This is a genomic window from Streptomyces sp. ITFR-16 (genome assembly GCF_031844705.1).
GTDB lineage: Bacteria > Actinomycetota > Actinomycetes > Streptomycetales > Streptomycetaceae > Streptomyces.
The window spans coordinates 5,072,620-5,091,665 of the sequence record NZ_CP134609.1; the positions used below are offsets into that span (position 1 = coordinate 5,072,620).

A 19,046-nucleotide genomic window follows, 5' to 3' on the forward strand; every position below is an offset into this window, starting at 1 on the left:
AGGGGTACGACGACGGGCGCGGCAGCCACTGGCTGCCGCGCCCGTCGTCATGTGCGGCGAACGGGCCGGGGGGAAAGGGGAGTTGACGGTCCGAGTTGCGCAGAAGGCGTGGTGAGTGCGTCACAGTCGTGGTCCTGAATGGGAGTCAACTGCCGCTAAAACGGGACACATCGCGCGGAACGCCCTTGACGTAGTCCTTAACTCTGGACAGGGTGCTGGAGCAGCATGCGTATGGCTGGGACGGTTGTGACTGTGATCGGGGGCGGGCGGCATGGCCACGGCACCACGTGGGCCGGCGCCCGGAGCGAACCCCGCCGGACCGCCGCCCCGCATATGGCTGCTCCACTGACGAGAACGGCTACTGGGGGTAGCAGCACATGACGAAGAAGACGCGCGTACGCGTCGCGCGGATAGCCGCGGGTGCGGTCATCGCCGCGGGCGCCTCGCTCACCGCGGCGGGCGCCGCGCAGGCCGCCGGTATCGGCGTCGACGTCGCGGGCGTGCAGATCGGGGTCCAGACGGCATCGGACGACCCGGGCGACGACGACGAGTGCAGCCCGCTCGACCCGCGCTGCGAGGAGACCGACCCGACGCCGGACCCGACGGACCCGACCCCGGACCCCACGGACCCGACCCCGGACCCGACCGACCCGACCCCGGACCCCACGGACCCGACCCCGGACCCGACCGACCCGACCCCGGATCCCACGGACCCGACCCCGGATCCCACGGACCCGACCCCGGATCCCACGGACCCTACCGACCCCTCCACGGACCCGACGGACCCCACGGACCCGTCGACCGACCCGACCACCGACCCGACCGACCCCGGTGACGGCAGCGCCACCGCGGGCCAGACCGGCGGCCAGGGCGGTTCGAGCCAGGGTGGCGGCAACACCGACACCGACTCGGTCGGCAACCAGCCGGTCGAGCAGGGCAAGGGCAAGGACGAGCTCGCCGAGACCGGTGCGGCCGAGACCACGTTCCTGCTGATCGGCGCCGCGACGATGATCGCCGGAGGCATCGGCTTCCGGATCCTGCCGCGCCTGGTGAACGGCCGCACGGCAGCCTGAGGCCGTTGACGCCGTAGCCGTACATACGTGAGGGGCCCGGGACACCGAAAGGCGTCCCGGGCCCCTCACACGTGCGTGCGGGTGGCCGGACGGCGCTACACGGTCTGGTGCGCCAGCAGTGCCAGCGCGCCCAGGAGCACCACCAGCAGGGCGATCAGCATCGCCGGGTTCAGCCCGGCGAACGGTCCCTGCTCGTGTTCCTGCTGCAGTCGCGCGCGGCTGGCCCGGCATACGGGGCAGCGCCCCTCGTTCACGGGCGCCGCGCAGTTCGCGCACACCAGTCGGTCATAGGTCATGCGCTTTCCTCCTCCCGCGCGGCGGAGCCGCACAAGCCTTCTCTCCGCACAACGCTCACGGAAACGCAACCGTTCCCCCTACCACTGTGCCAGCTCGGGCGCGTTTCGGCGCGGCCCGCCGGACAGTGCCCGGTCCGTCCCGCTCCGTACCGCTGCCGATTCACCGTAAATCACCCATCCCGGTATGCGTGCCTGCACGCCTCTGCCGGGTTCGCGTATGGTCACGCACACCTACTCCCGGCCGACCGTGGTGCATCCGTGATCCGATTCGACAACGTCTCCAAGACCTACCCGAAGCAGAGCCGTCCCGCTCTACGGGATGTGTCTCTCGATATCGAGAAGGGCGAGTTCGTCTTCCTGGTGGGCTCCTCCGGCTCCGGCAAGTCCACCTTCATGCGACTCATCCTCCGCGAGGAGCGCGCCAGCCAGGGCATGGTCCACGTCCTGGGCAAGGACCTCGCGCGCATGTCCAACTGGAAGGTGCCGCACATGCGCCGCCAGCTGGGCACGGTCTTCCAGGACTTCCGGCTCCTTCCCAACAAGACCGTCGCGGAGAACGTGGCGTTCGCCCAGGAAGTGATCGGCAAGCCCCGCGGCGAGATCCGCAAGGCGGTCCCCCAGGTCCTCGACCTCGTCGGTCTCGGCGGCAAGGAGGACCGGATGCCCGGCGAGCTCTCCGGTGGTGAGCAGCAGCGCGTGGCGATCGCGCGGGCCTTCGTCAACCGGCCCATGCTGCTGATCGCGGACGAGCCGACCGGCAACCTCGACCCGCAGACCTCGGTCGGCATCATGAAGCTGCTGGACCGGATCAACCGGACCGGCACCACCGTGATCATGGCGACCCACGACCAGAACATCGTCGACCAGATGCGCAAACGCGTCATCGAGCTCGAGCAGGGCCGTCTCGTACGCGACCAGGCGCGCGGCGTCTACGGCTACCAGCACTGAGCACCGAGCACTGAAAGGACGCCATGCGCGCCCAGTTCGTCCTGTCGGAGATCGGCGTCGGCCTCCGTCGCAACCTCACGATGACCTTCGCCGTCGTCGTCTCCGTCGCCCTCTCGCTTGCCCTGTTCGGCGGCGCGCTGCTCATGCGCGAGCAGGTCAGCACGATGAAGGACTACTGGTACGACAAGGTCAACGTCTCGATCTACCTCTGCGGCAAGGGGGATGCCGAGACGGTGGTCCAGTGCGCCAAGGGCGCTGTCACCGCGCAGCAGAAGAAGCAGATCGAGGCCGATCTCAACAAGATGGACGTCGTGGAGAAGGTCCTCTACGAGTCCTCCGACCAGGCGTACAAGCACTACCAGGAGGAGTTCGGCGACTCCCCGATGGCGGGCAACATCACGCCGGACCAGATGCCCGAGTCCTTCCGCGTCAAGCTGCACGACCCGACCAAGTACAAGGTCGTCGCGACCGCCTTCGCCGGGCGGGACGGGGTGCAGTCGGTCCAGGACCAGAGAAGCATCCTGGACAACCTCTTCGGGCTGATGAACGGGATGAACGTCGCCGCGCTGTTCGTGATGGCGCTGATGCTCGTCATCGCCCTGATGCTGATCGTGAACACCGTCCGGGTGTCCGCGTTCAGCCGCCGGCGGGAGACCGGCATCATGCGGCTCGTGGGGGCCTCCGGCTTCTACATCCAGATGCCGTTCATCATGGAGGCCGCGTTCGCCGGTCTGATCGGCGGCGTGCTGGCCTGCGTGATGCTGCTGGCCGGCCGCTACTTCCTGATCGACGGCGGCCTGGCGCTCCAGGACAAGCTGAATCTGATCGACTTCATCGGCTGGGAGGCGGTCCTCACCAAGCTCCCGCTGGTCCTGGCGATCGGCCTGCTGATGCCCGCCGTTGCGGCTCTCTTCGCGCTGCGCAAGTACCTCAAGGTGTGACAAGCGCCCCGTGCGGCGCGCGGCCAACAGGCCGTGCGCCCCCGGGGCGTTGTCCTAGACTCGGCGCCATGCCGGACCCCGTCTGTCGCGTGGGGCCCCGCGGCCTGCGCCGCGGGGCGGCCCTGACATTGGTCTTCGCGAGTGTCCTCGCCACCGCGGCCGCCACCGGAGCCCTGCCCCACGGACCGGGGCACACCCCGCGGGTGGAGACCAGGTCCGTCGCCGCCACCGCCGACCGTGACGCGGTCGCCGAGGCCGCCGCCGACGCGGTCGCCGACGGCAAGTCGGGCACGGAGGCGGCCGAGGAGGTCGTCAGCCGCAGCGGGGACCGCTGGGGCGCCGTGTACGACGAGCGGGAGTACCAGGAGTTCGAGCAGGCACTCGACGGCACGTACACGGGCGTCGGGATCGCCGCCAGGCGCTCCGCCGACGGCCGCGTCGCCGTCGCCCGCGTCCAGCCGGGCAGCCCCGCCGACCGGGCCGGCGTCCGCGCCGGCGACCTGCTCCGCACCATCGACGGCCACCGGGTCGACCGGCGCCCGGTCTCCGACGTCGTTGCCCTGCTGCGCGGCGACCGCACCGGCGCGGCCGCGGGCAGCAAGGTCGTGCTCGGCCTCCAGCGCGGAGCGGCCGCCCGGACCGAGACGCTGCGCCGGGCGAGGCTGACCACCGAGGCCGTCACCGTGCACCGGATCGGTCCGTACCGCTCCGGTTCCTCCGCGGCCGTGCTGATCGACGTGGACGCGTTCACCAAGGGATCGGGTACGGCGGTGCGCGACGCGGTCCGGGCCGCCCCGGCGGGCGCCGGGGTGCTGCTGGACCTGCGGGGCAACTCCGGCGGCCTGGTCACCGAGGCGGTCACGGCCGCCTCCGCCTTCCTGGACGGCGGGCTGGTCGCCACCTACGACGTGCACGGCGAGCAGCACGCCCTGTACGCGGGCTCCGGCGGGGACACCGAGCGCCCCCTCGTCGTGCTCATCGACGGCGGCACCATGAGCGCGGCCGAGCTGCTGACGGGGGCGCTGCAGGACCGGGGCCGGGCCGTCACGGTCGGCTCGCGCACCTTCGGCAAGGGATCCGTCCAGATGCCGAGCAGGCTGGCCGGCGGTGCGGTGGCCGAGCTGACCGTCGGTCACTACCGCACTCCGGCGGGCCGGGGGGTCGACGGGCGGGGGATCACACCGGACCTGGCGGTCGGCTCACGGGCCCAGCAGCGGGCCGAGACGGTATTGAGTGGCCTCGGGGGTGGGTCGTAGTGCGAAAATGGCCGCACTATGGCTAAGGAAAAGGACACCGGGCGCAAGCTCATCGCGCAGAACAAGAAGGCGCGCCACGACTACACCATCCTCGACACCTATGAGTGCGGCCTCGTACTGATGGGTACGGAGGTCAAATCCCTGCGCATGGGACGGGCCTCGCTGGTCGACGGCTTCGTCCAGATCGACGGCGGCGAGGCGTGGCTGCACAACATCCACGTCCCGGAGTACGTGCAGGGCACCTGGACCAACCACTCGGCCAAGCGGAAGCGCAAGCTGCTGATGCACCGGGCCGAGATCGACAAGCTGGAGTCGAAGTCGCAGGAGACCGGGCACACGATCGTGCCCCTCGCCCTGTACTTCACCAACGGGCGGGTCAAGGTCGAGATCGCGCTCGCCAAGGGCAAGAAGGAGTACGACAAGCGGCAGACCCTGCGTGAGAAGCAGGACACCAGGGAGACGAACCGCGCGATCTCGGCGGCCCGCCGCCGCCAGCGGAGCGCCTGACCAAGGAATACGCTGGCATCGTCGTGCGTTGGTCACGTACGATGGCACTGCACCCCACGGGGTGAGCACCACCTTTGAAAAATCAACATGGGGATGATCGGTTTCGACAGCGGATGTCGAAGCAGGGGAAGCGAGTCGAGGAAGCGACAATGATCTCGTAAACCATATGTCGCAACCAATAATCGCCAATTCCAAGCGCGATTCCTCCGCCTTCGCCCTCGCTGCCTAATTAGCAGCTGAGCGAAGACTCTGCGGAGTGTCAGCCCGGGGGTGATCCCGACCCGGATCCTGGCATCATTAAGGGATCTAAACTTCTAGGCCCGGTCACGGGGCCCTGAAGGAAATCAAACAGTGACTGGGCCTGTCGGAGGCTTGTTCGTGTGACCTCCGGGGCCGAGAAAAGCGTAGCGAACTGCACTCGGAGAAGCCCTGGTTCCGCACCGTTGGACGCGGGTTCGATTCCCGCCATCTCCACAATTCCCATGTGAACGAGGACCCCGCTGCCACCCGGCAGCGGGGTCCTCGTTCGTGTGTGCCCGGCGCGCGGGGAGCGCGCCCCCGGCGTACGCGCGGTAACACGCAACCCCCCTCGACCCGGGCGGGGCAGTGCCCGCACCACGGTTCGAAAACAGATGTATCTCTCATGATGAACAACACCGGTCAGCGGGTCCGGAGTGTCGTCGTCGTGCGCTACATTCATGGACCGGGTGCACTGTGGTAGGGGGCGCGTGGACAGGGTGGGGGCCCGGTCCAGCGGCACATTTCCGGTCAGTTGCGCGCACCCGATCTTGAGTGGGGGAAGTGCGTACAACAGTGGAAACTTGGCGTGAAGGTGCCCGTGCCGGGCATACGCATGAGCCGAACGAAGTCACCATCCAGCTCGACGGACTGGGACGGCAGCTCTCCGAGCTGCTCCCGGAACCGGGCGCTCCGGAAGGCTCCGACGGCCCCGTCTTCGTGGACGAGAGCGGCCGGCGCAGCAAGACGCTCCGCCGGCTGGGCTGGGTCCTGGCCGCGGTCTTCGTCTGTTACGCGGTGACGCTGGTCGTCGCCGTCCTCGGCGGCAACTCCAGCGCGCCCTTCCTCCCGCTCTCCGGCCAGGAGGAGCACAAGAAGGCCGAAGAGGTGCAGACGCCGCAGAGCCCGGGCGCCAGTCCCGACGCCCAGGTGTCGCCCGGCGCGACCGCCGATCCCTCGGCGTCCGCGTCCGAGTCCGGCGGCAGCACGGCCGAGCCGGGCAGCAGCACCGGCGCCGGTTCCTCCGCGACCCCCGGCACCGGCTCCACGGCATCGGCGCCCGTCGCACCGCCCAAGAAGGACGCGGGCACCGCCGGCACGGGCGGCGGCTCCACCCCGGCCGGTGAGTCCACGGCCCCGGTACCGCCCGTCGACCCCGGCACTCCGACCGTCGACCCCGAGCCGACGCCCCCGGAGACCACGCCCACGCCCGCCGAGAGCGCGGAACCTCCGGTGCAAGACCAAGAAGGCGCCCACTAAATGACCACCCCCGTCCCGCGGGGCAGGCACAACCGAAGGAAGCAGACCCGGCGGCGCAGGCTCCCCATGCGCTACATGCTGCCGCTGCTGTTTCTCGTTGCCCTGCTCGCCATGCTGATGCTGCGCGGATACGTGCACAGCGAGATCCTCGCCGACCACCGGATCCAGCCACCGACGGCCACCGACCGGGTGCCCGAGCGGGTGCTGGAGGGCGGGCCGGTCATCGACGCCCGCAGCACCACCGAGCCGGCGAAGACCCTGCGCATACCGGACCACCGGATCGTGCTGACCTTCGACGACGGTCCCGACCCGGTGTGGACACCGCGGGTGCTGGACGAGCTGAAGAAGTACCACGCGCACGGCGTCTTCTTCGTCACCGGCACCATGGCCTCGCGCTACCCCGACCTGGTGGAGCGCATGGTCGAGGAGGGGCACGAGGTCGGGCTGCACACCTTCAACCACCCCGACCTCTCCTACCAGTCCACCGGCCGCATCGACTGGGAGCTCTCCCAGAACCAGTTGGTGCTGGCGGGCGCGGCCGGAATTCGCACCTCCCTGTTCCGCCCCCCGTACTCCTCGTTCGCCGACGCCATGGACAACAAGTCCTGGCCGGTCACCCAGTACGTCGGCAGCCGCGGCTACCTCACCGTCGTCAACAACACCGACAGCGAGGACTGGAAGCGGCCCGGCGTCCGGGCGATCATCGAGCGCGCCACCCCCAAGCACGGCCGGGGCGCGATCATCCTGATGCACGACTCCGGAGGCGACCGGTCCCAGACCGTCACCGCCCTGGGGAAGTTCCTGCCGAAGATGCAGCACCGGGGCTATGAGTTCACCAACCTCACCGCCGCACTCGGCGCCCCCAGCGCGCACACCCCGGTCACCGGGTTCGCGCTCTGGAAGGGCAAGGCGTTCGTCTGGGCCGTGGACGTCTCGGAGCACATCACCGATGTGCTGGTCGTCGGGCTCGCCGTCATCGGCGTGCTGGTCCTGGCCCGCTTCGGCCTGATGCTCCTGCTGTCCTTCGCGCACGCCCGCCGGGTGCGCGGGAAGGGCTTCCGCTGGGGCGAACCGCTCACCCGTCCGGTGTCCGTCCTGGTGCCCGCGTACAACGAGAGCAAGTGCATCGCGAACACGGTGCGCTCGCTGGTGGCAAGTGACTATCCGGTCGAAGTCATCGTCATCGACGACGGCTCCACGGACGACACCGCGGACCTCGTCGACCGGATGCGGCTGCCCAACGTCCGGGTGGTGCGCCAGCGCAACGCAGGCAAGCCCGCCGCCCTGAACAACGGGATCGCGCACGCCCGTTACGACATCATCGTGATGATGGACGGCGACACGGTCTTCGAGCCGTCCACCGTCCGCGAGCTGGTGCAGCCCTTCGCCGACCCGCGCGTCGGCGCGGTCGCCGGCAACGCCAAGGTCGGCAACCGGGACTCGCTCATCGGCGCCTGGCAGCACATCGAGTACGTGATGGGCTTCAACCTGGACCGCCGCATGTACGACATGCTCGGCTGCATGCCCACCATCCCCGGTGCGGTCGGGGCCTTCCGCCGGGACGCGCTGAACCGGATCGGCGGCATGAGCGAGGACACCCTCGCCGAGGACACCGACGTCACCATGGCCCTGCACCGGGACGGCTGGCGCGTCGTGTACGCGGAGAACGCCCGCGCCTGGACCGAGGCGCCGGAGACCGTGCAGCAGCTCTGGTCCCAGCGCTACCGGTGGTCGTACGGCACCATGCAGGCCATCTGGAAGCACCGCCGCGCGGTCGTCGAGCGCGGCCCGTCCGGCCGCTTCGGACGTGTCGGGCTGCCGTTCGTCGCCCTGTTCATGGTCGTCGCCCCGCTGCTCGCCCCCCTCATCGACGTCTTCCTGCTCTACGGACTCGTCTTCGGCCCCACCGAGAAGACGGTCGGCGCCTGGCTCGGGGTCCTCGCGGTGCAGGCCGTCTGCGCCGCGTACGCCTTCCGGCTCGACCGGGAGCGCATGACCCATCTGATCTCGCTGCCCCTCCAGCAGATCCTCTACCGGCAGCTCATGTACGTGGTGCTGCTGCAGTCCTGGATCACCGCCCTCACCGGCGGCCGGCTCCGCTGGCAGAAGCTGCGCCGCACCGGGGTCGTCGAGGCGCCCGGCGCGATGCAGGACCGGCGCCGGAGCAGCAACGACCGGAGGCCCGTCGCATGACCTACCCGAACCAGCCACCGGTCCGTCCCCAGCAGCCGTACCGGCCCCAGCAGCCCCAGCAGCCGTACCGGTCCCACCCGCCGCAGCAGCCGTACGCCGAGCCGCACACGGTGCCCTTCCCGGTGCGGCAGCAGGTGCGCGAGCCGGAGCCGCGCCCCGCGCCGGAGCCGGTGGCGGAGCCCGCCGCGAAGAAGCCGGGCCGGGACCGCTATCTCGACCTGCTGCGCTCGATCGCCCTGGTCCGCGTCGTCGTCTACCACATCTTCGGCTGGGCCTGGCTGACCGTCCTGTTCCCGTCCATGGGCGTCATGTTCGCCCTGGCCGGGTCGCTGATGGCCCGCTCCCTGGCCCGTCCCGCCTGGACCGTCATCAAGGGCCGTATCCGCCGGCTGCTGCCCCCGATGTGGGCGTTCTCGGCCGTGGTCGTCCCGATGATGTTCTGGCTCACCTGGAAGCCGGTGAAGGAGGAGGGGATCTGGTGGTTCATCAAGCTGGGCTGCTACATCTTCCCGGTCGGCGCCCCGCCCTACCCGTGGGCCAGCGGTGACAAGGCCGGGCTCCTGGAGGACACCTGGGCGGTGCAGGCGGCCGGACCGCTCTGGTACATCCGCGCCTACCTGTGGTTCGTGCTGGCCTCGCCGCTGCTGCTGAAGGCGTTCCGCAGGCTGCCGTGGGCGACGATGCTCGCGCCCATCGGGCTGACCGCCGTCATCGGTTCGGGGCTCGTCACGATCCCCGGCGAGACCGGCAACGCCCTGGTCGACTTCGCCATGTTCGGCTCCTGCTGGATCCTGGGCTTCGCCCACAACGACGGGCTGTTCGACAAGGTCCCGCGCTATCTGGCGGTCTCGCTCTCGGCGATCGTCATGGCGTTCGGGCTGTGGTGGGCCTCGGGCCACCTCACGGCCGACGGCTGGGATCTCAACGACATCCCGCTCGCCCAGGCCACCTGGTCGTTCGGCTTCTGCGTGATCCTGCTCCAGTACGCGCCCTCGTGGCAGCGGCTGCCGGGCCGGCTGGCCGCCTGGGATCCGCTGGTGACGCTCGCCAACAACCGCGCGGTGACGATCTACCTCTGGCACAACCTGCTGATCATGGCGACGATACCGATTCTGGACGAGCTCTGGGAGATCCCGTTCGTCGACGCCCATCTGGGTTCGGAGATAGAGGCCGCGTACACGGTCCTGATGTTCCTGCTGGTCTGGCCGCTGATAGGGATCATGATCGTCGCGGTGGGCTGGCTGGAGGACGTCGCCGCCAAGCGCCGCCCGAGGCTCTGGCCGAACGGGGTGGCCCGCACCCCGCGCGCCCGGCGCTGACCGCGCGTACCGGCCGCCGCCTCACCGGGCACCGCCCGGCCGGGTGAGAGCAAGGTTGCGCACCGGTCACCTCGCGGCACCACGCCGAAACGCGCGCTCCCTAGGTTCGGGGACAACACCCCGACCACCCGTGGAGGCGCGTGATGGCTGGCCGTTGGATCGAGCACTGGGAACCCGAGGACGAGACGTTCTGGCGGGAGAAGGGCGAGCGGATCGCCCGCCGGAACCTCTGGTTCTCCGTGCTCTCGGAGCACATCGGCTTCTCGGTCTGGACCCTGTGGTCGGTGATGGTCCTGTTCATGGGGCCGGAGTACGGGGTGGACCCGGCCGGGAAGTTCTTCCTGATCTCCACGGCGACGCTGGTCGGGGCCCTCGTACGGGTGCCGTACACCTTCGCCGTCGCCCGGTTCGGCGGGCGCAACTGGACCGTGTTCAGTGCGCTCACCCTGCTGGTGCCGACGATCGCCGCCCTCGTGGTGATGAAGCCCGGCACCTCCTACCCCACCTTCCTTGCGGTGGCCGCGCTGACCGGCATCGGCGGCGGCAACTTCGCCTCCTCGATGACGAACATCAACGCCTTCTTCCCGCTGCGGAAGAAGGGCTGGGCGCTCGGGCTCAACGCGGGCGGCGGCAACATAGGGGTGCCCGTGGTGCAGCTGGCCGGGCTGCTGGTGATCGGTACGGCGGGGGCGGCGCACCCCAGGATCGTGCTCGCCGCGTACATCCCGCTGATCCTGGTCGCGGCGCTGTGTGCCGCGTCCTTCATGGACAACCTGGCCCCGTCCAGAACGACACCGGGGCGGCCCGGGACGCCGTGCGCGACCCGCACACCTGGATCATGTCGGTGCTCTACATCGGCACCTTCGGCTCCTTCATCGGCTACAGCTTCGCCTTCGGGCTGGTCCTGCAGACCCAGTTCGGCCGGACCCCGCTGCAGGCCGCCTCGCTCACCTTCATCGGCCCGCTGCTCGGCTCCCTGGTCCGCCCGGCCGGCGGCCGGCTCGCCGACCGTTACGGCGGCGCGCGCATCACCCTCGTCAACTTCGCGGCGATGGCCGTCGCGACCGGAGTCGTCGTGTACGCCTCCGGCATCGCCTCGCTCCCCGTCTTCCTCGTCGGCTTCACCGCGCTGTTCGCCCTGTCCGGGCTCGGCAACGGCTCCACGTACAAGATGATCCCGGGCATCTTCCACGCCAAGGCGCTCGCCCAGGGGCTGGGCGGCGAGGAGGCGGCCGCCCGGGGACGGCGGCTGTCCGGGGCGGCGATGGGGCTCATCGGCGCGGTCGGGGCGCTCGGCGGGCTCGGGATCAACCTCGCCTTCCGCCAGTCCTTCCAGACCTCGGGCACCGGGACGGCGGCCTTCTGGGCCTTCCTGGCCTTCTACGGCGTGTGTTTCGCGCTCACCTGGTCGGTATACCTTCGGCGCACCGCGCCCGTCCCGGCGAAGCCCCGCCTCGGCTTCGCCGAGGTGTGAACACGGCCCGGCGGTGACGGGCGGCGTAACGAGCGGGAAATACGGTGGAACCGGGCCTGTCACGCATCCTTGGCAGGCTCGGTCCTCCGCACCATCGAGCAGCAGCGGTACGAGAGCCGGGTAGACACTGTGCACGACGACGAACAGCACGGCCCCCTCGCGGGTTTCACGGTCGGTGTGACCGCCGCGCGCCGCGCGGAGGAACTCGGCACCCTGCTCCGGCGCCGGGGCGCCACCGTGGTGCACGCACCGGCCCTGCGGATCGTGCCGGTCGCCGACGACAGCGAACTGCTGGCCGCCACCAAGGAACTCATCGACAGCGCCCCCGATGTGGTGGTCGCCACCACCGCGATCGGCTTCCGGGGCTGGATCGAGGCCGCCGACGGCTGGGGGCTGGGGGACCGGCTGCTGGAGACCCTCGACGGGGTCGAACTCCTGGCCCGCGGGCCCAAGGTGAAGGGCGCGGTGCGGGCCGCCGGGCTGACCGAGGCCTGGTCGCCGGCGTCCGAGTCCATGGCGGAGGTGCTGGAACGGCTCCTGGAGGAGGGCGTCGAGGGCCGCCGCATCGCCCTTCAGCTGCACGGCGAACCGCTCCCCGGATTCGTCGAGTCGCTGCGGGAGGCGGGCGGCGAGGTCGTCGGCGTCCCCGTCTACCGCTGGATGCCGCCCGAGGACATCGCCCCGCTCGACCGGCTCCTCGACCTCACCCTCGGCCGCGGCCTGGACGCGCTCACCTTCACCAGCGCCCCCGCGGCGGCCTCCCTGCTGCGCCGGGCCGAGGAGCGCGGGGTGCTGCCCGAACTGCTCGGCGCGCTCAGGGGCGAGGTCCTCTCCGCCTGCGTCGGGCCGGTCACCGCACTGCCGTTGCAGGCCCGGGGCATCGAGACCGTCCAGCCCGAGCGCTTCCGGCTCGGCCCGCTGGTCCAGCTGATCTGCCGTGAACTGCCCGCCCGCGCACGGACGCTGCCCGTCGCCGGGCACCGGGTCGAGATCCGCGGCCACGCGGTGCTGGTCGACGACGAGCTGCGGGCGGTGCCGCCGGCCGGCATGGCCCTTCTGCACACCCTGGCCCGCCGCCCCGGCTGGGTGGTGGCCCGCGCCGACCTGCTGCGCGCCCTGCCCGGCAGCGGTACGGACGAGCACGCGGTGGAGACCGCGATGGCGAGGCTGCGCACCGCGCTCGGGGCGCCCCGGCTGATCCAGACGGTCGTCAAGCGGGGCTACCGGCTGGCCCTGGACCCGGCGGCCTCGGACGCCAAGTACGCCGACTCCTGAGCCGCCCGGTCCGCCGCCCCGGCGCTCCCGGCCCGCAGCAGGAGCGCGAGCGCGGCGGTGCACAGGACCGCGCGCACCACGTTCCAGGCGTTCCACGCGTCCTCGAACCGGTCCCGTACGGCCGCCGGGTCGGCCAGGCGCGCGGGGTCCCCGGCGTCCGCCAGGGCGTGGTTGAGCGGCACGTTGACGCCCGAGGTGAGCAGGAAGGCCACGGCGTACACCGCGAGCGCGGCGAGCAGCCAGGGGCGCGGTCCGGGGCAGCGGCGCTGCTGCCAGGCGGCGACGGCGGTGAGGATCAGCGCGCCGAAGAAGCCGGCGAAGAAGACCGGGTTCTCGATGACGTCGTTGATGTTCCGCATGACCTCGATGAAGGTCCGGTCGTCGCTTCGCCCCAGCGCCGGCATCACCGCGCAGGCGAAGACGTAGAAGGTGCCGGCCATCAGGCCGGTGGTGACGGCGGCGGCGCCGAGGACGAGGCGGTGGGCTGCGGGGATCGGCCGGACGGCCCGTGAGGTGGTCATGGGTCCAGTGAAGGGGAGCGGCCGGGCCCGCTCCATCGTCCGGACGCTCAGCTCCCTGCGCGAGCGTCCAGCCGGGGCCCCCGGGCGGTCGCGCACCGGCCCCGGATAGCGTGCGGGCATGATCGACGACACGCACCGGATCGACGCGGAGGTACGGCTCCGCCCCGCCACGACGGCCGACGCCGGCTCCCTCGCCGATGCGTTGACCCGCAGCCGTGCGTACATGCGGCCCTGGGAGCCCCTGCGGCCCGACTTCTTCTACACCGAGGACGGCCAGCGCGAGCGGCTGTCCGGGATGCTGGCGGACCGGGCCGGCGGGCGCTCGATGCCCTGGGTGCTCAGCGACGGACAGGACCGGGCGATCGGCTCGTTCACCCTCAACGCGATCGTGCTCGGCTCGTTCCACAGCGCCGTCCTCGGCTACTGGGTGGACGTGGAGTACGCGGGCCGGGGCCTGGCCACTGCCGCCGTGCGGCTGATCTGCGACCTGGCCCGGGACGAACTGCGGCTGCACCGCATCGAGGCGGGCACGGTCCTGCACAACACGGCGTCGCAGCGGGTGCTCGCCAAGTGCGGCTTCGAGGAGTTCGCCGTGGCCCCGCGCTATATGCACATCGACGGCGAGTGGCGCGACCACCGCCTCTTCCAGCGCCTCCTGCACGACGGCCCGGTGACCGGGGCGCCGGCGGTTTCCGGAAGCTGAGGGCGGGCCGCGCGGCGGCGGGGGTTACGGGCGGGGGACTCGACGGGCACTCTGGAGGGGACGTCGGCCGGACCCGAGGCGGTGGCATGCGCATGGCAACGCGCAAGGGCTCGTGCGACTGGCGGTTCGACTCCGGACGCCTGTGCCTGGACCTCGTGGCGACCGGCGCCGGGAACACCGCCGCCCCCGACCCCCTGGAGCGGCCCGAACGCCTCGCCGCCTGGCTGGTCGCCGCCAGGGCCGTACCGCAGGGCACCCGGCTCGACGCCGTGGACGCGGACTGGCTGCTGCGCTTCCGGCAGCTGAGGACCGCCCTGGACCGGCTCCTGAGCGCACAGCTGGGCGGGCGCCCCGCCCCGGGCGCCCTGGAACACCTCAACGCGCTGGCCGCCGCCGCACCCCCGGGACCGCGCGCCGTGCGCACCGGTAACGGCGCGCTGGTACGCGGCCTGAGCACCGAGCCCGACTGTGCGGCGCTGCTGGCCGCCGTGGCGCGCGACGCGGTGGAACTCCTCACCGACCCGGCCGCCCTGGCCGGGCTGCGCCGCTGCGAGGGAGACCACTGCCGCCGCCTGTATCTGGACACCTCGCGAGGCCGGCGCCGGCGCTGGTGCTCCAGCGAGATCTGCGGCAACCGCGAGCGGGTCGCCCGGCACCGGCGGCGCAGCCGTAAAGAATCTTGAACCCGGATTGAATGGATCGGCCCGCCGCCCCGTACCGATGACCAAGGAGCTCGACAGGGTCTCGACCGGGAGGTTCGGGTGCGCAAGGATGCGGCCGTGGCCGATGACCGTCCGCACAGGGCCCGACATCGCAGTGGGCCGCCCCCGTCCCCCTCCGCCGTCCCCGACGAGGAGCTGATGCGGGCGCTCTACCGCGAACACGCCGGACCCCTGCTCGCGTACGTGCTGCGCCTCGTCGCCGGCGACCGCCAGCGGGCCGAGGACGTGGTGCAGGAGACGCTCATCCGTGCCTGGAAGAACGCCGGTTCGCTCAACAGGGCCACCGGTTCCGTCCGGCCCTGGCTGGTGACGGTCGCCCGGCGCATCGTCATCGATGGCCACCGCAGTCGGCAGGCCCGGCCGCACGAGGTCGACCCGTCACCGCTGGAGGTCATTCCCGCGGAGGACGAGATCGACAAGGCGCTGTGGCTGATGACGCTCTCGGACGCGCTCGACGATTTGACCCCCGCCCACCGGGAAGCATTGGTCGAGACCTACTTCAAGGGCCGTACGGTCAACGAGGCGGCCGAGGCCCTCGGCATCCCCAGCGGCACGGTGCGCTCCCGGGTCTTCTACGCACTGCGCTCGATGAAGCTCGCACTCGAAGAGAGGGGGATCACGGCATGAGCGACCACGAGTGGGAGCCTTTCGGGCCCCGGCCGGCCGGTCCCTCGCGCCCCGGCTTCGTTCCCGCCCCCGCAGGACCGGCCGACGAGGCCGCGCACGACGCGGCGGGCGCGTACGTCCTGGGCATCCTGGACGACGCCGAGGCCACCGCCTTCGAAGCGCATCTGGCCCACTGCGCCCGCTGCGCCGCCCACCTCGACGAGTTCGCCGGCCTGGAGCCGATGCTCGCGATGCTCGCCGAGTCCCCGGCCCCCGCACCGGGCGCCCGGCCCCTCCCGCACGTCCCGGCGCCGCCCGCGCCCCGGGTGCTCGACCGGCTGGTCGACGAGGTCGCGGTCAAACGCGCCCGGCGCACGAGGCGCAACCGCTTCCTGGCCGCGGCGGCCGCGGCCCTGATCATCGGCGGCCCGGTGGCCGCCGTCATGGCCACCGGCAACGACCGGCCCTCGGCCGAGGCGGCCGATCCGCATCCCACCAGTCCGGCCGAGGACGCCTTCTTCCACCACATGAAGGAGAAGGTGGAGGCGACCGACCCGGCGACCGCCGTCGGCGCCACGATCGGCATGGAGCCCAAGGCCTGGGGCACCCACACGGTCCTGGAACTGACGAATGTGAAGGGCCCGCAGAAATGCCGGCTGATCGCCGTCTCCAGGACCGGCGAGGAGGAGGTCGTCACCTCCTGGTCCGTGCCGAAATGGGGATACGGCATCAAGGACTCCCCTCATCCCACCGCCAGATACCCGCTTTATGTGCACGGCGGAGCGGCCATGGCGCGGGCCGACATCGACCACTTCGAGGTCCGTACGTTCGACGGCGACCGGCTGGTGAGCATCGGCGCCTGAGGCGCGTACCGCGGCCACCGGCGCGCCCCGAAACGCAATCGATACCCCGGCGCGCGAGATCGATACGTGCGGCAGGTGCGCGAAGGCCCCCCTTCGCATAGGGTTGACGGCTGCCCAATGCACGTCAGAAGGGGGCCTCGGTGGCCGCGCAGGATGCCGCTGTCGATTCGTTGCGGGACCGGGAAATCGGTGTCGAGCAGGAACATCTCGACCGTGTTTACCACCGCCTCGAGGAGAAGATCCACGAGGCGGAATTTCTCATGAATGACGCCGTCAAACGCGGCCAGGTGGGTACACCGGGAGCGCTCGCGGAACGCGACGCCCAGGTGTTCCGCGCCGGAATCCACCTCAACCGGCTGAACAGCGAGTTCGAGGACTTCCTCTTCGGGAGGATCGACCTGCTGCTCGGCAAGGACGGCGAACGCGGCCCGGACGGCGCCTTCACCTCCGTCGAACCCGCCGACGACGTCGTACGCCCGGACGGCACCGCCGACATCGCCGAGACGCTGCACATCGGCCGGATCGGGGTCCTCGACTCCGACTACGCGCCGCTGGTCATCGACTGGCGGGCCCCGGCCGCCGCGCCGTTCTACCGCTCGACGCCCAAGGAGCCGGGCCGGGTGGTACGCCGCCGCGTCATCCGCTCCAAGGGCCGCCGGGTCCTCGGTGTCGAGGACGACCTGATGCGCCCCGAGCTGACCGCCCACCTCGGCGGCGCGAAGCTCCCGGTCATCGGGGACGGCGCACTGATGGCGGCGCTCGGGCAGGCCCGCAGCCACACCATGCGGGACATCGTCTCCTCCATCCAGGCCGAGCAGGACCTGGTGATCCGGGCGCCCGCCGCCTCGGTCACCGAGGTCTCCGGCGGCCCCGGCACCGGCAAGACCGCGGTCGCCCTGCACCGGGCCGCGTATCTGCTCTACCAGGACCGGCGGCGGTACGCGGGCGGCATCCTCGTCGTCTCGCCGACGCCGCTGCTGGTCGCGTACACCGAAGGAGTGCTGCCCTCGCTCGGCGAGGAGGGCCAGGTCGCGATCCGCGCGGTCGGCTCGCTCTCCGACGAGGCGGCCGGGCCCGAGGGCGCCACGACCTACGACGAGCCCGCCGTCGCCCGGATCAAGGGCTCCTCCCGGATGCTCCACGTGCTGCGCAAGGCGGCGCGGGGCGCACTGGAGCAGCCCGTGCCCCGGGCGGCCGACCAGGACGGCCAGCTGGCGTTCGGGGACGCGGAGGAGGCGCCGCAGCAGACCGGCACGCCCACCCGGCTCCGGGTGGTGGCCTTCGGCGCCCGGGTCGAACTGCACGAGGACGAGCTGCGGCGCATCCGCAACAACGTCCTCGGCGGCACCGCACCGGTCAACCTGCTGCGCCCGCGCGCCCGCAAGCTGCTGCTGGACGCGCTGTGGAGCAGGTCGTCCGGCCGGGGCCGGTACACCGATCCGGAGCTGGCGGCCGAGCTGCGCTCCTCCTTCGACGAGGACGTGTCCGCGGAGACGCCGTTCATCGAGTTCCTGAACGCCTGGTGGCCCGAGCTCACCCCGCGCGGGGTGCTCGCCGCGATGGCCGACGAGAAGCGGCTCGGCCGGTGGGCGCGGCGCACTCTCAACCAGGGCGAGGTGCGCCGGCTCGCGCGCTCCCTGAAACGGCTCGACGCCGAGGGCCGAGGGCCGCTGTCGGTCCACGACGTGGCGATCCTCGACGAGCTGCAGACGCTGCTCGGCACCCCGCACCGGCCCAAGCGCAAGCGCGAGGCCGATCCGCTGGACCAGCTCACCGGTCTGGAGGAGCTGATGCCGCAGCGCGAGGAGACCCAGTGGGAGCGGGCCGAGCGGCTCGCGGCGGAGCGTACGGAGTACGCGCACGTCATCGTCGACGAGGCGCAGGACCTGACGCCCATGCAGTGGCGGATGGTCGGCCGCCGGGGCCGGCACGCGACCTGGACGATCGTCGGCGACCCGGCGCAGTCCTCGTGGTCCGACCCGGACGAGGCGTCGGCGGCCCGGGACGAGGCGCTGGGCAGCCGTCCGCGCCGGAACTTCACCCTGACCGTCAACTACCGCAACCCGGCCGAGATCGCGGAGCTGGCCGCGAAGGTCCTGGCCCTCGCGATGCCCGGCATGGAGTCGCCGGCGGCGGTGCGCTCCACGGGCGTGAAGCCGCGCTTCGAGACCGTGGTGGACGGCGATCTGGCCGGGGCCGTGCGCGAGGAGGCGCGGCGGCTGCTGGGCGAGGTGGACGGCACGGTCGGGGTCGTCGTCGCGATGAACCGGCGGGCGCAGGCCCGTGCGTGGCTCGCGGAGCTCGGCGAACGGGTGGTGGCGCTGGGCAGCCTGGAGGCGAAGGGCCTGGAGTACGACGCCACCGTGGTCGTCTCGCCCGCGGAGATCGCGGACGAGTCCCCGGCCGGTCTGCGGGTGCTGTACGTGGCGCTGACGAGGGCGACCCAGCAGCTCACGGTGGTCTCGGGGGAGCGGGACCTGCCCGACGAGGACGGGGTGCCGGACCTGCTGAGGGACTGAGGCGGACGGGGTCAAAGGGGCGCGCGGGACCTTTTTTCGGTCAACCTGCGCTGCGGGAATCACTTCTCCCGGGTGTTTGTTAGCCTGGTATCGGCACCGGCTCGATCCAAGCCCCCGGGCCCAACCTTCGTCGCTTCGAGCGACCACTTGCCGCGAGGCGAGCATGGCGGGTCGGTGCCGTTCAACTGAAGAGACAGACCCGCGTCACCCTCCGGTGACGCGGGTCTGTTTTCGTTTTCGGGGTTCCGCTCGACCCCTCGTCTCTCGTATGGTGGAAGAAAGTTTCCGAAGTGCGACAGTCATTACCGGCTACTCGTCGGTAGGTGCGAATAT

General features: G+C 71.3%; 16 protein-coding genes, 1 other RNA gene and 1 pseudogene. 16 read left to right on the forward strand and 2 right to left on the reverse strand.

Annotated features, from left to right (window positions below):
• Window positions 1–377: 377 nt before the first annotated feature.
• Entirely contained in the window at window positions 378–1,073 is a 696-nt protein-coding gene (locus RLT58_RS22475) for an LPXTG cell wall anchor domain-containing protein (RefSeq protein ID WP_311312171.1), read from the forward strand.
• Between the two features lie 95 nt (window positions 1,074–1,168).
• Here the strand turns inward: RLT58_RS22475 and RLT58_RS22480 are convergent, their stop codons facing one another.
• Window positions 1,169–1,369: a hypothetical protein gene (locus tag RLT58_RS22480; protein ID WP_311312172.1), complete on the reverse strand. Its 201-nt coding sequence runs from the start codon at window positions 1,367–1,369 to the stop codon at window positions 1,169–1,171.
• 258 nt (window positions 1,370–1,627) lie between these two features.
• Between RLT58_RS22480 and ftsE the strand changes: the two genes are divergently transcribed.
• From ftsE to RLT58_RS22530, 10 genes and pseudogenes are all read left to right on the forward strand, one after another.
• Complete coding sequence (gene ftsE, locus RLT58_RS22485) at window positions 1,628–2,317, forward strand: cell division ATP-binding protein FtsE (protein WP_024489199.1); 690 nt, start codon at window positions 1,628–1,630, stop codon at window positions 2,315–2,317.
• Window positions 2,318–2,340: 23 nt separating this feature from the next.
• Window positions 2,341–3,258, forward strand: coding sequence for a permease-like cell division protein FtsX (ftsX, locus tag RLT58_RS22490; RefSeq protein WP_311312173.1), 918 nt, complete (start codon window positions 2,341–2,343; stop codon window positions 3,256–3,258).
• A 68-nt stretch (window positions 3,259–3,326) separates the two neighbouring features.
• A complete protein-coding gene (locus RLT58_RS22495; protein ID WP_311312174.1) occupies window positions 3,327–4,514 on the forward strand; it encodes a S41 family peptidase in 1,188 nt (395 codons plus the stop codon).
• A gap of 18 nt (window positions 4,515–4,532) precedes the next feature.
• Complete coding sequence (gene smpB / locus RLT58_RS22500) at window positions 4,533–5,021, forward strand: SsrA-binding protein SmpB (protein WP_311312175.1); 489 nt, start codon at window positions 4,533–4,535, stop codon at window positions 5,019–5,021.
• 89 nt (window positions 5,022–5,110) lie between these two features.
• Window positions 5,111–5,498: a transfer-messenger RNA gene (gene ssrA / locus RLT58_RS22505) on the forward strand.
• A 336-nt stretch (window positions 5,499–5,834) separates the two neighbouring features.
• Entirely contained in the window at window positions 5,835–6,518 is a 684-nt protein-coding gene (locus RLT58_RS22510) for a hypothetical protein (protein WP_311312176.1), read from the forward strand.
• A gap of 66 nt (window positions 6,519–6,584) precedes the next feature.
• Entirely contained in the window at window positions 6,585–8,711 is a 2,127-nt protein-coding gene (locus RLT58_RS22515) for a bifunctional polysaccharide deacetylase/glycosyltransferase family 2 protein (RefSeq protein ID WP_399131939.1), read from the forward strand.
• On the forward strand, window positions 8,708–10,030 hold the full coding sequence (locus RLT58_RS22520; RefSeq protein WP_311312178.1) for an acyltransferase family protein: 1,323 nt from the start codon (window positions 8,708–8,710) through the stop codon (window positions 10,028–10,030). The genes RLT58_RS22515 and RLT58_RS22520 overlap by 4 nt, the downstream gene beginning before the upstream one ends.
• A gap of 143 nt (window positions 10,031–10,173) precedes the next feature.
• Window positions 10,174–11,504 (forward strand): annotated as a pseudogene (locus RLT58_RS22525) (nitrate/nitrite transporter).
• 129 nt (window positions 11,505–11,633) lie between these two features.
• On the forward strand, window positions 11,634–12,779 hold the full coding sequence (locus RLT58_RS22530; RefSeq protein ID WP_311314608.1) for a uroporphyrinogen-III synthase: 1,146 nt from the start codon (window positions 11,634–11,636) through the stop codon (window positions 12,777–12,779).
• Here the strand turns inward: RLT58_RS22530 and RLT58_RS22535 are convergent.
• Complete coding sequence (locus tag RLT58_RS22535; protein ID WP_311312179.1) at window positions 12,725–13,300, reverse strand: anthrone oxygenase family protein; 576 nt, start codon at window positions 13,298–13,300, stop codon at window positions 12,725–12,727. The genes RLT58_RS22530 and RLT58_RS22535 overlap by 55 nt on opposite strands.
• Before the next feature lie 118 nt (window positions 13,301–13,418).
• Between RLT58_RS22535 and RLT58_RS22540 the strand changes: the two genes are divergently transcribed.
• The 5 genes from RLT58_RS22540 (at window position 13,419) to RLT58_RS22560 (ending at window position 18,713) form a co-directional block, all read left to right on the forward strand.
• Window positions 13,419–14,003 carry a GNAT family N-acetyltransferase gene (locus tag RLT58_RS22540; RefSeq protein ID WP_311312180.1) on the forward strand — a complete coding sequence of 195 codons (585 nt, stop codon included), beginning with the start codon at window positions 13,419–13,421 and terminating at the stop codon, window positions 14,001–14,003.
• Window positions 14,004–14,095: 92 nt separating this feature from the next.
• On the forward strand, window positions 14,096–14,686 hold the full coding sequence (locus RLT58_RS22545) for a CGNR zinc finger domain-containing protein (protein WP_311314609.1): 591 nt from the start codon (window positions 14,096–14,098) through the stop codon (window positions 14,684–14,686).
• 78 nt (window positions 14,687–14,764) lie between these two features.
• On the forward strand, window positions 14,765–15,352 hold the full coding sequence (locus tag RLT58_RS22550) for a sigma-70 family RNA polymerase sigma factor (RefSeq protein WP_311312181.1): 588 nt from the start codon (window positions 14,765–14,767) through the stop codon (window positions 15,350–15,352).
• On the forward strand, window positions 15,349–16,194 hold the full coding sequence (locus RLT58_RS22555; RefSeq protein ID WP_311312182.1) for a zf-HC2 domain-containing protein: 846 nt from the start codon (window positions 15,349–15,351) through the stop codon (window positions 16,192–16,194). Before RLT58_RS22550 ends, RLT58_RS22555 begins: the two co-directional genes overlap by 4 nt.
• Window positions 16,195–16,334: 140 nt before the next feature.
• Complete coding sequence (locus tag RLT58_RS22560; RefSeq protein ID WP_311312183.1) at window positions 16,335–18,713, forward strand: HelD family protein; 2,379 nt, start codon at window positions 16,335–16,337, stop codon at window positions 18,711–18,713.
• Window positions 18,714–19,046 lie beyond the last annotated feature (333 nt).

What these genes read in the sequence shown, in the direction of transcription:
- RLT58_RS22535 (WP_311312179.1), bottom strand. Translation starts at nt 13,300, where the DNA reads ATGACCACCTCACGGGCCGTCCGGCCGATCCCCGCAGCCCACCGCCTC.
- RLT58_RS22480 (WP_311312172.1), bottom strand. Translation starts at nt 1,369, where the DNA reads ATGACCTATGACCGACTGGTGTGCGCGAACTGCGCGGCGCCCGTGAAC.
- ftsX (WP_311312173.1), top strand. Translation starts at nt 2,341, where the DNA reads ATGCGCGCCCAGTTCGTCCTGTCGGAGATCGGCGTCGGCCTCCGTCGC.
- RLT58_RS22515 (WP_399131939.1), top strand. Translation starts at nt 6,585, where the DNA reads ATGCGCTACATGCTGCCGCTGCTGTTTCTCGTTGCCCTGCTCGCCATG.
- RLT58_RS22520 (WP_311312178.1), top strand. Translation starts at nt 8,708, where the DNA reads ATGACCTACCCGAACCAGCCACCGGTCCGTCCCCAGCAGCCGTACCGG.
- RLT58_RS22545 (WP_311314609.1), top strand. Translation starts at nt 14,096, where the DNA reads ATGGCAACGCGCAAGGGCTCGTGCGACTGGCGGTTCGACTCCGGACGC.
- RLT58_RS22475 (WP_311312171.1), top strand. Translation starts at nt 378, where the DNA reads ATGACGAAGAAGACGCGCGTACGCGTCGCGCGGATAGCCGCGGGTGCG.
- smpB (WP_311312175.1), top strand. Translation starts at nt 4,533, where the DNA reads ATGGCTAAGGAAAAGGACACCGGGCGCAAGCTCATCGCGCAGAACAAG.
- RLT58_RS22540 (WP_311312180.1), top strand. Translation starts at nt 13,419, where the DNA reads ATGATCGACGACACGCACCGGATCGACGCGGAGGTACGGCTCCGCCCC.
- RLT58_RS22555 (WP_311312182.1), top strand. Translation starts at nt 15,349, where the DNA reads ATGAGCGACCACGAGTGGGAGCCTTTCGGGCCCCGGCCGGCCGGTCCC.
- RLT58_RS22495 (WP_311312174.1), top strand. Translation starts at nt 3,327, where the DNA reads ATGCCGGACCCCGTCTGTCGCGTGGGGCCCCGCGGCCTGCGCCGCGGG.